General features: G+C 50.1%; 12 protein-coding genes and 1 tRNA gene. 3 read left to right on the top strand and 10 right to left on the bottom strand.

Annotated features, from left to right (window positions below):
• Window positions 1-18 precede the first annotated feature (18 nt).
• The 4 genes from QZ310_RS12345 to QZ310_RS12330 form a co-directional block, all read right to left on the bottom strand.
• A complete protein-coding gene (locus QZ310_RS12345; RefSeq protein WP_297073281.1) occupies window positions 19-1,491 on the bottom strand; it encodes a hypothetical protein in 1,473 nt (490 codons plus the stop codon).
• Between the two features lie 188 nt (window positions 1,492-1,679).
• Window positions 1,680-3,374 (bottom strand): glutamine--tRNA ligase/YqeY domain fusion protein, encoded by a 1,695-nt coding sequence (locus QZ310_RS12340; protein ID WP_297073279.1) that lies wholly within the window; start codon window positions 3,372-3,374, stop codon window positions 1,680-1,682.
• A 264-nt stretch (window positions 3,375-3,638) separates the two neighbouring features.
• On the bottom strand, window positions 3,639-4,529 hold the full coding sequence (locus QZ310_RS12335; protein ID WP_297073276.1) for a Fic family protein: 891 nt from the start codon (window positions 4,527-4,529) through the stop codon (window positions 3,639-3,641).
• A 198-nt stretch (window positions 4,530-4,727) separates the two neighbouring features.
• A complete protein-coding gene (locus QZ310_RS12330) occupies window positions 4,728-5,255 on the bottom strand; it encodes a nitroreductase family protein (protein WP_297073273.1) in 528 nt (175 codons plus the stop codon).
• 476 nt (window positions 5,256-5,731) lie between these two features.
• Here QZ310_RS12330 and QZ310_RS12325 point away from each other — a divergent pair, with 476 nt between their 5' ends.
• Genes QZ310_RS12325 through QZ310_RS12315 form a run of 3 tightly spaced genes read left to right on the top strand, consistent with a single transcriptional unit; the run spans window position 5,732 to window position 6,869 of the window.
• Window positions 5,732-6,160, top strand: coding sequence for a helix-turn-helix domain-containing protein (locus tag QZ310_RS12325; RefSeq protein ID WP_297073271.1), 429 nt, complete (start codon window positions 5,732-5,734; stop codon window positions 6,158-6,160).
• A complete protein-coding gene (locus tag QZ310_RS12320) occupies window positions 6,157-6,630 on the top strand; it encodes a DUF3990 domain-containing protein (RefSeq protein WP_297073269.1) in 474 nt (157 codons plus the stop codon). Before QZ310_RS12325 ends, QZ310_RS12320 begins: the two co-directional genes overlap by 4 nt.
• The gene (locus tag QZ310_RS12315) at window positions 6,627-6,869 is read left to right on the top strand and encodes a hypothetical protein (protein ID WP_297073267.1); all 243 of its coding nucleotides are present in this window, start codon (window positions 6,627-6,629) and stop codon (window positions 6,867-6,869) included. The genes QZ310_RS12320 and QZ310_RS12315 overlap by 4 nt, the downstream gene beginning before the upstream one ends.
• A 64-nt stretch (window positions 6,870-6,933) precedes the next feature.
• Here QZ310_RS12315 and QZ310_RS12310 read toward each other — a convergent pair.
• The 6 genes from QZ310_RS12310 to QZ310_RS12285 form a co-directional block, all read right to left on the bottom strand.
• A tRNA-Leu gene (locus QZ310_RS12310) sits at window positions 6,934-7,014 on the bottom strand.
• Between the two features lie 299 nt (window positions 7,015-7,313).
• Window positions 7,314-8,741 (bottom strand): glycoside hydrolase family 28 protein, encoded by a 1,428-nt coding sequence (locus QZ310_RS12305; protein ID WP_297073264.1) that lies wholly within the window; start codon window positions 8,739-8,741, stop codon window positions 7,314-7,316.
• A gap of 267 nt (window positions 8,742-9,008) precedes the next feature.
• Entirely contained in the window at window positions 9,009-10,475 is a 1,467-nt protein-coding gene (locus QZ310_RS12300) for a BACON domain-containing protein (RefSeq protein WP_297073262.1), read from the bottom strand.
• Window positions 10,476-10,486: 11 nt separating this feature from the next.
• Entirely contained in the window at window positions 10,487-11,875 is a 1,389-nt protein-coding gene (locus tag QZ310_RS12295; RefSeq protein WP_297073246.1) for a DUF4302 domain-containing protein, read from the bottom strand.
• Window positions 11,876-11,898: 23 nt separating this feature from the next.
• Window positions 11,899-12,807 (bottom strand): putative zinc-binding metallopeptidase, encoded by a 909-nt coding sequence (locus tag QZ310_RS12290; RefSeq protein WP_297073244.1) that lies wholly within the window; start codon window positions 12,805-12,807, stop codon window positions 11,899-11,901.
• A 21-nt stretch (window positions 12,808-12,828) separates the two neighbouring features.
• Window positions 12,829-14,427, bottom strand: a complete 1,599-nt coding sequence (locus QZ310_RS12285) for a RagB/SusD family nutrient uptake outer membrane protein (protein ID WP_297073242.1) — start codon at window positions 14,425-14,427, stop codon at window positions 12,829-12,831.
• Between the last annotated feature and the right edge of the window lie 7 nt (window positions 14,428-14,434).

Below are 14,434 nucleotides of genomic sequence, written 5' to 3'. Positions count from 1 at the left end.
GGGGAGAGAGGTGGGGCTTTAGATGAGCATGGGGTCGAAGTCGTCGGCGGGGATTTCGTCGGTCGACTTGAGTGCGTGGATGATGTTTTTGAGGTTTTCCATGTAGCCGATGACCATCGAGCCGGTGGCTGCGGGGGTGAGACGGAACATGGCGCTGAGTTCGGTGTTGGAGTGGGCACGACGGTAGGTGCGGAGGGCCCTGAGGATTTCCTGTGCTTCTTCGAGGGCTTTTTCACGCTCACCGAGGCGAACGAGGCTCATGAGGTAGGGGAAGGTGAGGGCCGGAAGGTAGGGCCATTCAAGGATGGGATATTTTTCCTTGTAGAGACGCACCACTTCCTTGAAGTTCAAGGCGAAGTAGCAGACTTCAAGCACGAAGGGGATGTCGTTTTTGAAACCGTTGATTTCATCATAGACAAGGCAGACAGTGGAGGCAGATGCGAACTGGCCGTGGACCACATGTCCGCGGGCCCATTCGACTGCGTCCTTCTCGCTGATGATGCCTGTGGCCATGAGGGCGCGCAGATAAGGCTCGGCATAGCGGCGGTCGAGCACAAGGAGTACGTCGATTGCCAAGCGGGAGTGGATATGGTCTTTGAGATAGGTGGAGAGCATGGCGATGGCTTCGTCCTGCCGTCCACATTCGATGAGTGCGGCTGCGAGGGTGGAGACATCGGTGTCCTCTGCTTCGGTCGAGTCGATGACCTTTTTGTAAAGCTCGGCAACGACTTCGGGACCGCGTTCGAGGCGATAGAGGGCTGCACCCTTGATGCGGAGAGCCATGATTGAGCCTGCGTCGATGGCGAGGGCATAGTCGGCCGACGAAAGAGCGCCCTCGTAGTCCTCGCGATTAATCTGGACGGTCGCGAGACGCAGCCAGAAGTCGAGGGTGAAGGGTTCGAGCATGGTGAGTTCCTCGAAAAGCTGTGCTGCTGTCTCAAGGTCCTCGTTTTCTTCCGAACGGTCAGCGAATTCGTAGAGGAATGTCTGCGGATAGGAACACTTGGAGCGGATGCGCTCGCGGTTGGCTTTCAGCCAGTCCTCGAGGTGCATCTCCATTGCGTAGTCGGTGAACTGGATGATTTCCTCGTCCTCGAAATCTTCGGTGGCATCGAGGATTTCGTCGAGGGCTTTGGTCATCACCTCAGGGTCCATCGAGAGGTCGGCGTTGCGGGCGCGGAGGCTGAGAAGTTTGTTGAGGACGCCTTCACGGCTGACGCGCTTGTTGACTTCAGTCGTCACTTCGACATCTCCGAACGAATAGTAGAGCCAGGCCCTGCGCGTCGCGAGGGCTTCGCTCTTCGGATAGTGGACGGCTCCGTAGAGCAGCACTTCCATTTTGACGATATAGTTGTCGTAGTCTGAGGCGTAGTCGAAGATTTCAACGAGATCGCTCTCGTCGAAAAAGGCTTCGGTGTTTCCACGCTTGACCACTTCTGATTCAAATTCTTCGTAGAGGTCGCGTCGGTCGTTGCGTTCGTCCATTGGCATTCAGGGGGATATTGTTTTTAGTATAGAGATTAAGGTATAGAGTATAGATAATAGTATATGTTTGAAAATGTGGAGAATTTGTAAAATTCGTGGAAATAGTAGAAATTACCTGTCGGGGTGCTGATAATTTCTCTCATGGCTATTATCTATACTCTATACTTTAATCTCTATACTAACAAATAGTGAAGTTAAGCTTTCCAACTGTCCTTGAGGGCGATGGTGCGGTTGAAGATGAGGGCACCGGGCTTTGAGTCGGGGTCGAGGGTGAAGTAGCCGATACGCTGGAACTGGAGGGGGAGTCCGGGTTTGGCTATTTCGGCGAGGTAGGGTTCAACCTTGATGTGTTCGATAACCTTGAGCGAGTCGGGGTTGAGCATCTCACGGAAATCGCGTTCGGTCTCGGCAGCGGGATTCTCGACGTTGAAGAGACGGTCGTAGATGCGTGCGGTTGCGTCTACGGCATGTTCGGCTGAAACCCAGTGGAGTGTGCCCTTGACCTTGCGTGCGCTACCGGGGAGGCCGCTGCGGGTGTCGGGGTCGTAGGTGCAGTAGATTTCCTCGATGTTGCCGTCGGCATCTTTCTTCACGCCTGTGCATTTGATGATGTAGGCACCTTTGAGGCGGACTTCACCTTCGGGGGCGAGACGGAAGAATTTCTTGGGAGGATTCTCCATGAAGTCGTCGCGCTCGATGTAGATTTCGCGGCTGAAAGGCATCTGGTGTGTGCCTGATCCTTCCTCCTCGGGGTTGTTTTCCATCTCTACCATCTCGGTCTGTCCCTCGGGATAGTTGGTGATGATGACTTTGACGGGGTTGATAACGGCCATGCCGCGTGTGGCAACCTTGTTGAGGTCGTCACGGACGGCGTGTTCGAGCAGCGAGATGCTGTTGAGGGCCTCATATTTGGTGTAGCCAATGGTGTCGATGAAGTTGCGGACAGAGCGGGGAGTGAAGCCGCGGCGACGCAGACCGGAGATGGTCGGCATACGGGGGTCGTCCCATCCGGCCACGAGTCCTTCCTTGACGAGCTGGAGGAGTTTGCGCTTCGACATCACGGTGTAGGTGAGGTTGAGGCGGTTGAACTCGATCTGACGGGGGCAGTAGCTCTCGTCGGCAAGTTCCTTGACGAAGTGTTCGTAGAGAGGACGGTGAACGGTGAATTCGAGTGTGCATATAGAGTGGGTGACACCTTCGAAGTAGTCGCTCTGGCCGTGGGCGAAGTCATACATCGGGTAGACTTTCCACGTTGTGCCTGTGCGGTGGTGGGGAGTCTTGATGATACGATACATGATTGGGTCGCGGAAGTGCATGTTGGGGTTGGCCATGTCGATTTTGGCACGGAGCACTCGCGCACCCTCCTCGAACTCGCCTTCATTCATGCGGCGGAAGAGGTCGAGGTTTTCCTCTACAGAGCGGTTGCGGTAGGGGCTTTCAGTTCCCGGCTGCGTCGGGGTACCCTTCTGGGCAGCTATTTCTTCTGAGGTCTGGTCGTCGACGTAGGCCTTGCCTTCCTTGATGAGACGGATTGCGAGGTCGAAGAGCTGGGGGAAATAGTCGGAAGCGTAGTATTCGCGGTCGCCCCAGTCAAAGCCGAGCCAGTGGATGTCCTCACGGATTGAGTCGACATACTCAACATCCTCCTTCACGGGGTTGGTGTCGTCGAAGCGGAGGTTGCAGGTGCCACCGAATTTCTCGGCGATTCCGAAGTCCATGCAGATGGCCTTGGCGTGTCCGATGTGGAGGTAGCCGTTTGGTTCGGGCGGGAAGCGGGTGTTGAGGCGTCCGCCGTTCTTACCTGCCTGAAGGTCTTCCAATACGAGTTGTTCGACAAAGTTGAGGCCCTTGGTCTCCTGTGGTGTTGTAGCTTGACTATTGTTTTCCATTACGGGAGAATATGTTAAAAGTATGATTTATCAGTTAAAATCCAATGGTTCATCCATTGAAAATGCAAAGATAGTCAGATTTTTTGTAATATTCCCAACTTGGAGGGGAAAATCAGGGTAACTGACGAAGAAGGTAGGGGATTTTTCAGGCTGAATAAACAAGCTAAAACTACACTTTTCAATCCAAAATAACGGTGAAAAAATACACTTTTCAATCTTTTATGTGTGATATAGCTATAAGCTGTCAAGCATTGGTTCGGGATGTCAGTCATTGTATGGTATTCTGAATTTGTCAAGCAGGATTTTGAAATTGTCCTGTGCTGTCAGACATGTATCCGTCAGGTAACCCTTGATTCTCGGCCAATTCTGAAGTCCGTTATAGTAATACATCTTTAAATCATCGGTTATGATGAAGGGAACGAATCCATGATGCAGACATTCACGAAACATAATCAGTCGCCCTACACGTCCGTTACCGTCCTGAAATGGATGTATCGTCTCGAAGCGGTGGTGGAAATCAATGATGTCGTCGAATGTCGGCCGTTTTTTGGCATTATATTCTTTTAGCAGTGCCTTAATCTCCCGATGGACGTTTTCGGGCGGAGTTGTGTCATTTCCGCCAACTTCATTTGGAAGTTTTTTGTAGTCACCGACCTCAAACCAATCCTTCCGTTCGTCAGAAGTCCCTGATTTGAGAAGGAGATGTAGGTGCTTTATATAATCTTCAGTGAGTTTTGAGTCAGTGTCGCTGATGATTTTATCGATGGCCTTGAAATGGTTTAGTGTCTCGATTATATCATCGACATTTACCGCTTTATCTGTGATTCCGATAGTGTTGGTCTCAAATATATATCGCGTCTGATCATGGGTCAGTCGGCTACCTTCGATGTGATTTGAGTTGTAGGTCAGATCAATCTGTACACGATGGTATATCCCACCTTTTACTTTCCCGTCCATTTGTCTGCGAAGTTCGGCGAGGAGTGGTGAGATTGTGGTGGCTTTAGTGCGGTTTGGAAGGGGTGAATTGGCGGGAATGCTCCATGTTTTGCCAATGAGTTGCGCACCTTCTATTCTGCCTTTGGCGCAGTAGTTTCTGGCGGTACGCTCAGAGATGTCATGTCGCTTTGCCCAGTTTTTTGCTGAGAGATATTCCATGTTATCGGCAAGGTTTTTATTAAAAACGTATGGCAAATGTACTAAAACTTGCCGGTATCGGCAAGTTTTAGTACATTCGCTGTATTGAACCGGCATTCGTTTTAGGGGGATTAATGCCATTTGAGATGGTTGTCTTAAAGCCATTCCAAGGGTTTTCCTGAAGATGTGTTTCAGACGGCGTCGTAGTGTTGGCGAGGCTTACATGTATGTGACGCAATCAGGATCCCACTTGTCGAACGGTTTGTGGGTGCGGGTCACATGACCGATGGGAATGACGTTGAACGGTTTCAGTTCCTCGGGAAGATTGAGTATGGAGCTGATGCTGTCCATGCGGTCGGTGTGGGGATAGGCGCATGTCCATACCGCGCCGAGTCCGAGGGCGTGGACGGCAAGCAGGATGTTTTCGGAGGCAGCCGAAAGGTCCTGTGCCCATAGGGTTGAGTCGACACCGTCAAGAAAGCGTCGGCTGTCGCCACATGCGACGATTGCCACGGGTGCCTCCTTGGCGGCGTGGCAGTAGGGGAGTGCATCGGCAAGTTTGTCGAGCAGCGCGCGGTCTCTCACGACCACGAAATGCCACGGGCGCTTGTTGACACCCGTCGGGGCTGCCATGGCTGCATGAAGGATGGTGGTTATGCTTTCGTCGCTGACCTCGATGTCCTTGTCGAAGGAACGGTCGCTCGTGCGGGTGAGGAGATTGTCGATTGCTTGAAGATTTATATCCATTTTTTTGTCGTTGGTTTTTAGTGGGGGTATATCGGAGCGGCTACGAAGATGGGTAGAGAATCGAACCGGCTCATTATATAAAACATTGCAGACTTTTGATGGTTGAAGCAAAATAGACGTTCAAGCAATTAAAGTAGATGGGAGGACAGTTTTTTTACTGCTATTTCCCAAGAGCAGATTTATGGAAAAGTTGTTACAGGAACCGCACCAAATCGATATAAGAGATACAAAAGCACAAAAGAGCATAAGAGACATAAGAATTTTATAATAATGGATATGAAGGTAACTCTTAATTTTACAGAAATATATATATCTTTAGTGTCTTATGCACTTTTTTACTTCTGTATCAAAAAACGAAAATATTGAATTATGATACAGCTCCCTGTAACTTCGCATGGCCTAAACTTTTTGATTGTCCAAAAGTTTCTAATATTAGAAACTTTTATTAATTTTGCCTTAGCAGAACTTAAGATAATATGACAAGCAGATTTGATGAAATTGGAAGTCTTTTCTTTAAGCGAAGGAAAGAACTTGGACTTACTCAGGAGCAATTGGGCGAGAAGGTCGGTGTGACTAAGTCTGAAATATCGAAAATTGAAAATGGGCGGGGCATCACATTCTCTACCATAAGCAAATTGTCGGAGGCTTTAGGTGTTTCTGCGCAAGTTGAACTGAAACCGACTACTGTCGTGTCAAGCGATGTCATACATTATATGGTTATGAGTCTCGGAATGTTTGCCCGACAATATAAACTTACAAGGAAAGAAGCCTGCAACTACTTGTCACGCTTCCGTGGCCTGGAATTTCCAATAAAAAACTATGAGGCTGAACATCAGTTGTCGTTGCAGGATTGTGTTGATGATATGGCTGCGATATGCCGGAAAAATGGAGGTGCCCTGATATGAAGCTTTATCATGGGTCTAACCAGCTTATCCGGACAATAGATTTGTCCAAGGGAAGAAGGTATAAGGATTTCGGACAGGGATTCTATACCACCCACCTGCGTGACCAAGCCGTCTATTGGTCACGCAGAATTGCAGACCGTTTCGGCGGGACTGCGATTGTTTCAGAATTTGAGTTTGATTTTGATGCCGCAATTGCCGACGGGCTGAATGTGAAAATTTTTGATAAAGCTGATAGGGAATGGGCTATGTTTGTCATGGCAAACCGGAGGAAAGACGGAGAGGTGTCTCAGCATGACTATGATATAGTGATTGGTCCGGTGGCCGATGACAATATGGCACGGCTATTCGGACTATATGACATGAATATTATTGATCTTGACGCTGTCGTCGCAGGATTGGTTTATAAAGACTTGAATTCCCAATATTTCTTTGCCACTGAGAAGGCTTTAGATTATATCGTTTGTCTATGAAAGAGAAGAATAACAATTTTGAATTTCTTGTAGAATATATTACGGCCAAAGTCGTTGAATGGATCATCCGGGATAGGAATCTTGGTCTGGAGGAGGCTTTGTTGCTTTTCCATAATTCAGAAACGTTCGAGAAACTATGCGATGAGAATACTGACATGTATATCGAAAGCCCGGCCTACATTTATGAAATCTTCAATGAAGAAATGCGCCGAGGGACGATTCGCGGGATGACGGAATAAAGGTATATAATAAAAAAACGATTTAACTTTGGTGTTGTCACCATGAAGTTAAATCGTTTTTCTGTGCCCGGAACAAGACTCGAACTTGCACGCCTTGCAGCACTCGCACCTGAAACGAGCGCGTCTACCATTCCGCCACCCGGGCTTTGCGAGGACAAAGGTAAGAATCTTTTTCGGATTTGCCAAATATTTTTGAGGGGAGTGTGAGGATTTTTTCGAGGTTCAATGTTTTTGAAGTGTCGTAAGGGTGCAAGCAGTAATTAGGATGAATTAAATTCATCAACATCTGAAAAGGGTACGGAAAGACAGAAGTCAGAAGATACAAAAAGATTAATTTCAGTAAATTATACTTCTGTTGCTTTTGTTTATTATGTTCTTTTGTATCTCTGTTCATATTACATGAACCGGATTTTGGGATTGAACTTTCGTAAGCTTAGAGTGAGTTCAGCGGTCGAAGATTTTGTCTTTGGCGGTGACTTGGGTGGGTGTGCCGGCGGCGGGACCGATGATGCAGGTGCCCATGCTTATGCCGACGGCATCGGTGAAGCTGATACCGGTGCGGGCTTCGCCGACAGTGATGTTGTCGAAGCTGACGTTGGTGATGGGTTTCTGTGCCGTTCCCTGAAGGACGAGTGCAGCGGCGGAGGCTATGTCGCAGGAGAGGCCGGAGATGTGGATGTCGGTCACGGTCGAGTAGTGGGCGCTTTCAAGACCCTCCCCGGCGTAGCGGCTCGTGACATAGAAAAGGTCCTCGACCTCACCGAACTTGCAATCCTTCATGAAGATTCCGCTGACGAATCCGCCGCGGTCAGGATTGGTCTTGACGTAGAGACCGCGTTTGCAGTAACCGGCATAATCGCAATTCTCGATGATGACGTTGCGCACGCCTCCCGACATTTCGCTACCGATGACCACTGCATGGAGGCCCTTGAAATGGCAGTTGCGGATGACGATGTTCTCACACGGCATGTCGGTTGTCCATCCGTCGTTGTCGCGACCACTCTTTATGGCTATGTTGTCGTCGCCGTTGTCGAAGTGGATGTCCTCGATGAGGATGTTGCGCGACGATTCGGGATCGATACCGTCGTTGTTGACGAGTTTGGCATCATAGCGGAGACTGCGGCAGATGGCGTCCTCGCATTGCAGGAGGTGGATACACCAGAATGGAGAGTTGATGATTTTCACGCCTTCGAGCGTCACACCCTTGCAACGGTAGAGTTGGAGGAGGTGGGGGCGGAGATAGTCACCACGGCCGAAACGGCGTTCGGCAAGGGGCACGGAGTTGTGGTTCATCTCACGGCTGCGCAGTTGTGCCGGCTTCTGGTCCTTGCGCCAAGTGGCGAAGGTGGTCATGGCGTTACCGTCGATAAGCCCCTCGCCGGTGATTGCCACGTCGTGAAGACCGTAGCCATATATCATAGGGGAGTAGTTGTAGAGATAGGTACCCTCCCACGAAGTGTTGACAATCGGATAGAGTTCAGGGTCGGGGTCGAACATGATGACGGCACCTTCGGCAAGATTGATGCAGAGATTGCTTGTGAGGGTAAGCGGCCCGCGGAGAAGGTAGGTTCCGGCGGGCACATTGATGCGGCCACCTCCTGCTTTCTCGACCTTTGCGATTGCCTTGCGGAAAGCCGGAAGGCAGTCCTTCACGCCATCAGCCTTCGCTCCGAATTTCAGAATGTCGAACTCACGGTCGGGTATCGCAGCTCCATGAATGTTGGAGAGGATGCTGTCGCGCAGGGCATCGCGGCGGGTATCGATAGCTGCGTTGGGTTCTGAAGAAGGGTCGGTTGTTGCCGAAGCCGATGCAGTTTCGGAAAAACAGATGGCCGACAACAGGATGATTAACGGGGTGATGAAATTTTTCATGATGTATGGCGGTGGAATTTGATGTATGGCGGTGGAATTTATGGTATATGAAGAATCCGTAGGCGTTGATTCAGCCAAGGAGCCGACAGATGCGTCAGCAAAGAGCGGATGCGTCCGTAAAAGAAACGGATTCGCCCGCAAAGATAGGTAAAAAGGAGTAGATATGAAAAAAGACCCTGCCATAACCGGTCGGTCGGGGCAGGGTCGGAACTGTTTGTCGTATTACTTTTGTTTGTAGTTCAAATATCAGTGATTGAAAATTGCATTTCAATAGGGAAGAGCGTTGTCGGCAGTGATGGCTATAGCTTGTGCAGGTTCGGCTGAGCGGACGTCGATAGTGCGGGTGCGGGCCATTCCGGCGCGGGGTGCTTTGGCCGGAGCTGCTGAGGGGGCTTCACCGGTGGCAGGATGGATACGCATGAGGAAGGGGTTCACCATGCGGTAGAGATAGCCTGCAGAGGTGTTGCTTGACGGTTTGTCTGAAGAGAAAGCAAAGAGCTGGAAATAGTCAAGCGGGGCATCGAATGTACCTGCATCTTCAAATTCAACGGCAGTGTAACCGACATTGCTCTCAGCATCGAATTCATAGTATGGAAGAGCTTTAATGGACGGTCCCGCAGCCCATGTGTAGTAGCCTTCGCCGTCCTCGGTGAAACCGAATGTAGTGAAGATATAGTATCTATTGTTCCATATACCGCAGTTCTGACCACCTTCGATAGTGAATGTATGGTTTGATGTGTTGTAGGTGATAGGAATGGAGATTCCGTCCTTGGGAAGTTCGATGTAATATTTTGTTCCTTCCTGTTTTACAATAACGGAAATATAATAGAGTTTGCCATCTTTAGGGTCAGTGAAGTAGAGGGCATAGTCGTCCGAGGCAAGGTCCTTCGCAAAATCACACTGGTGGACGAACATTGTGCCTGACTTGGGACCGATTTCGTAGGTGAAGCTGCCGGTGCGGACATGGCCGGTGGCATTCTTCTCAACATTGAAATATAGTTTTTTTGTCTCCAGGTTTTGTTCGTAAGTCAGCCATTCGGGATCTGTAGAGGTGTATTTGACGGTGATGTCGAATGGGAAATCGTAGTTGTAGCGATTCTTGGAGTCATTGACGAACCATTCGGTGCGGTCGAAGATGCTGAAATAGATACCGTCCTGTTTGACACCAATGGTGCTTTCGTTATTACCGTAGACAACGGTCAATTTGGCATTTCGCTCGTCTAGCGTGGGGTTCTGTCCGACCGTGACTGTGATGAATCCTTCGTCATAGCTTGCTGTGACCCATTCGCTGTCAGTGCGCACCTCAAGCGGAATGTTTGATTTTGTCGCGATGGTCTTACTTCCTGTTTCGGCTTTGAACGTGAGATCCCCCTCATCGCCGAGCTGGAAGATGACACCTTCCTGGATGATTGCGATTTCGGTTGTTGAATCGTCGCATTTCACTGTGAGGATGCCAGAGCGGCTTTCGAGTGAGTTGTTCTGCGTGCAGCTCACATGGATTTCGTCACCCTCGACCGTTGCAGTGATCCATTCACTCGCACTTGTGACGGTCACGGGTCCATCGGCCTCGAATTTGATGGTGCCTGTCGATGCCGCAGCCGGGAAGTCAGTGTCGCGCCCGACGATTGTCACGGCAGGATCCGTGTGGAGGTTCGGAGCCTCGTAGCTGTCACACGAAGTGACAGCCACGGAAGCGAGGAGGGTAAACAGAATAGATTTATATATCTTTTTCATATTGAACGCAATTATTTTTTAACGAGTGATACGAAGTAGGGCATCTGGCCTGAACCGTTGACAAACCATTGCGATTGTGCTGCACCAGCTGAGGCTGTTCCATTCAATGACCACATAATGAATGAATCGGCGTTGATGCTTGTACCGGTCGGAATGAAATCAAATTGTCCGGGTTTATCGGGATTTTTCATCAGGAGCATTCCACATTCGGTTGACCATGAAAGGTTGCCGCTGGCGGCATTCCATCCGCAGAGCCATATCGAGAGAGAACCATCGGTAGCCACCTTCTGGGAACTGATTCCGAAAGCTCCATAGGTCTTTTCGTATTCCACAACCACATCGAAATTGGGGTTGAGTCCCTTCATGAGATAGCAGTTGTTGGCTTTGTCCGGGACGAGGGTGACATTTACTGACTTTCTGCCTGCATTGTAAATAAGGCTGAATTCACCTTCCAATTCATTAAAGTATGCGTAGGTCGGGGGGATTTCACCTTTTATGGCAACAGTCTTGTCGGATGATTTCAACGTATAGGTGGTGGTTGCAACATCATAGTCGAATGATTCGAAATCACAGCCTTCAATGGTTATCGGTTCGTAGAGTGTACCTCCTGTCTTGGTCATGACGTAGGGCTGCATTTCCGTTTCAAGACCAAATTCCTCAAGAGTATAGCCTTTTTGCTCAAGATATGTCTCCAGTACGTCAAAATCAAAAATGTTTACTAAGTTGGTAATATCATCGCCCAACACATCGATCATTTTCTGTAAATCGAACATACTGATTGCGAAGTGTCTCATTGAGGCAACATTGTTCACCATGTACATTTTTCCATCCACTATGTCGGCTGCAACCGCGACAACCATATTGTCGGTCAGATTGACAACGGAATTGATGTATTCATCGGCATTCTCCTGCATACGGTGGAGATACATGGTGTTGCCGGTGCGGTTGCCTTTGAGGGTGATGAGGTCGTCGGCGACATCCATGATGCGGAACTCGAAGTCACCGTCGAAAGCCTGGTATTGACCGGACGACGGGGTCGAGAAGTAGTGCATCAGAGAGTTGTAGGAGTCGAAGCTGAGGATGGGGCCATTGTCATCGGTGAGCTTGTAGAGACTGGTCTCGAATTTACCCGGGGCGAGCTCGCAACCGACTGTCACATTTGCCTCGTCGAACTTCACTGTGTAGACATATCCGCCATACGAAAGATCACGGTCGGGATAGTAGTCAAAAATCCATCCTTGCGGCGAGCTTGTCAGAGTGGCTTTGGCATTGTCAAGATATTCCTGCATACGGAGTGACGAAGGAGTATCGAAAATCTCCTCCTGGTCTTTCAGACAGGAAGGAAGCAACATGCCTGAAAGAACCAAGAGAGTAAGAGGGAATATTTTAGTAAATCGCATGGTTAAAATTCTTTTGGAAGGGTTTATTTGACTGTTATATCAGTGAGGTCAACTTTGCCTGCTGTCACGTCGGCCTGACGGCGCTGCACCACGTCGCGCAGTTCGTCAATGTTGATGTTGAAATTGTCAATCATGTAGTTGCGGACAATGTCGAGCTTCTGCAGGATGAGGCTCTGGCTGTCGGCTGAGCCGGCGGCAAGCATTGCATTCCAGTCAGCCTCGCTGTTGGTGATGTAGATTGACAGCATCTCGGCGAAGTCCTCCTGATAGGAATGCTGCGCGTAGGCGGAGATGAAACCGTTGTTGATATAGTAACTGCCGTTGACAAACGGATCTTCGCTCCAGAGATCAGCCACATAACCGGTTCCTGTCACGAGCTGGAAGTCAGCCGGGATTGACTTGGTCTGGTTGAGGATGTGGGTGAACTCGTGGTGGATGGTCTTGAAGTAGTAGTGGTTGAGGAGCGCTGCGCTGCCGAGATAGTCTGGCAGGTAGTTGAGGCCTGCAAGGAAGATTTTACGGCCACCCTCGGCAGTACCGAGGATGATGGTGCCGTTGTTGCGGTATTCCCATTCGCCTACGGTGTAGAACATCTTGGGGAAGTAGCTGCAGGTGAAATCTGTGCCTGCAACTTCGTTGTAGGTCTCGACGCAGAGATACTTCACGAGGTGGGCCATCACGATGGCATCATCGTAGCGGGCCGGAACGAGATAGTAGTTGAAATCACCCTCGATGTCCTCGTAGCGGTACTTGAAGTCGATGTTGTAGGGCTGGTTGAAGTTAACTTTGAGCCACTTGTCAAAATCATTCTCAACGGTGTTGCCTGAGGTGATGACGCTGTAGCTTGTATCGGGGTCATCTGAGTCGCAGCCGGTGAATGCGAAGGCTGAGATGAGGAGAAGTCCGAGTAGAAATATATTGCTCTTTTTCATTGTAAGCGTTCTTTGGATGGTTTAATTGTTAGCGTCCTCCTTGCGGGGGTTGGGGGTAAATTCTGCATCGCGGACTTTCTGCGGAATCTGGATTACGCGACGGAGGTCGTCCTTGCCGATGAAGTCGGTGGAGAGAGCCGGAAGGCCGGATGCATTCATGAGACGGCGGGGATACTCGATGCCGTAACGCTTGATGTCAAACCAGCGGAGGCCGTGGTGGAGGGTCTCCATGCGGCGGAAGCCGAGCATACACTGGAGCATACATTCCTGCGTAGAACCTTCGGCTGCGATTGCAAACGCCGGGTTGAGATGCTTTTTGATTGTCGATGAGAGGCCGTCGGTGTAAGAGTAGTCGCAGGAGTTGTAGAACGACGTGATTGATGCCGGGGTAAGGGTCATCTGACTACTTGTGACATTCTGCATCCATAAAGTCAGATCGGCTGCGGCTTCGTCAAAACGGTTGAGCATGATATAGGCTTCGGCACGGTTGAGGAGAACCTCGTCGGTTGTGAAAGCCGGATAGACGGTGTGGCGATAGCCTGTCTGTGCCACGATGTCGGTATACTCGAAGAGATAGGGGCATTTCCAGATGATGACCTTGTCAAGATTGGTGCCTGAGTAGACACGGGGAGCGACGCGGAACAGGGAATAACCGCCCCAGATGTTAGTTGCGCGTACATCCTCGTTGCTTGCGATATAGGCACCGTGGGAATATTTGCTGTTGGTGTAATATGCACCGTAGCTCAGTCCGAGCGCCGAATATGCGGTCATGAGAAGCAGGTTGGCATTGCTGGAGGCGTTGATATACTCATTGGCCTGGGCGGTCTGGTTGGCCGGCATGGCAGCGATCGCAGCCCAGTCGCGGAGCATGGTTTGAGGCTGAGAGCCAAGGCAGCGGTCTGCTGCCTTGACAGCTTTTTCCCACTGCTCGGTGTAGACATAGAAGCGGTTTGCGAAGGCGTAGGCAGCTTTGGTGTTGAAGTGATACTTCGGTACTGAATAGTAAGAGTCGGATACTCTTTCCAGTCCTTCTTCAAGGTCGGCTTCGATTTTGGTGTAGAGTTCGGCGAGGTTGCCGCGCTCATATTTCGGCATGAGTTCGGTTTCCGGTTCTTCCATATAGGGGAGGCCGAGGTCGTTGGCCGCATTGGTTGTCCAATGGTTGCAGAAGAGGTTGGCAAGCATAAAGTGGCTGTAAGCACGGCAGAGGAGGGCCTCACCTCTCATGGCTGAGAGATTTGCGGTCTTGTCCGGACCACCCAGTTCGTCGATAGCCTTCAGAGCTTCGTTGGCAGAGGCGATGGCGGTGTAGGCTGATTCCCAGAATGAATTCATTGATTCATTGTCGGTCTCGGATTCATCCTTGAAATTGTATGTGTCGTCGAGCCAGCGGTTGGTGTAGGGGTTGTTGTCGCCGTAGTTGTCTGTGTTGTCAGAGAGAAGTTCGGCTACGTAGCAATAGTCATGATCGAAGTAAGCAGATACAAGGAGGCTCTTGATTTTGTCCTCGGTGTCAACAGTCGCGCGGTTGTCCGGCATTGTGTCGAGGAAGTCGTCACAGGCAGTGAAGGCGAGTGTCGGGAGTGTCAGCGCGAATGCGTATTTTATATATTTGTTCATTATGATA

Source organism: uncultured Duncaniella sp., from assembly GCF_910577345.1.
Lineage (GTDB): Bacteria > Bacteroidota > Bacteroidia > Bacteroidales > Muribaculaceae > Duncaniella.
This window is presented reverse-complemented; position numbering and strand designations above follow the sequence as displayed.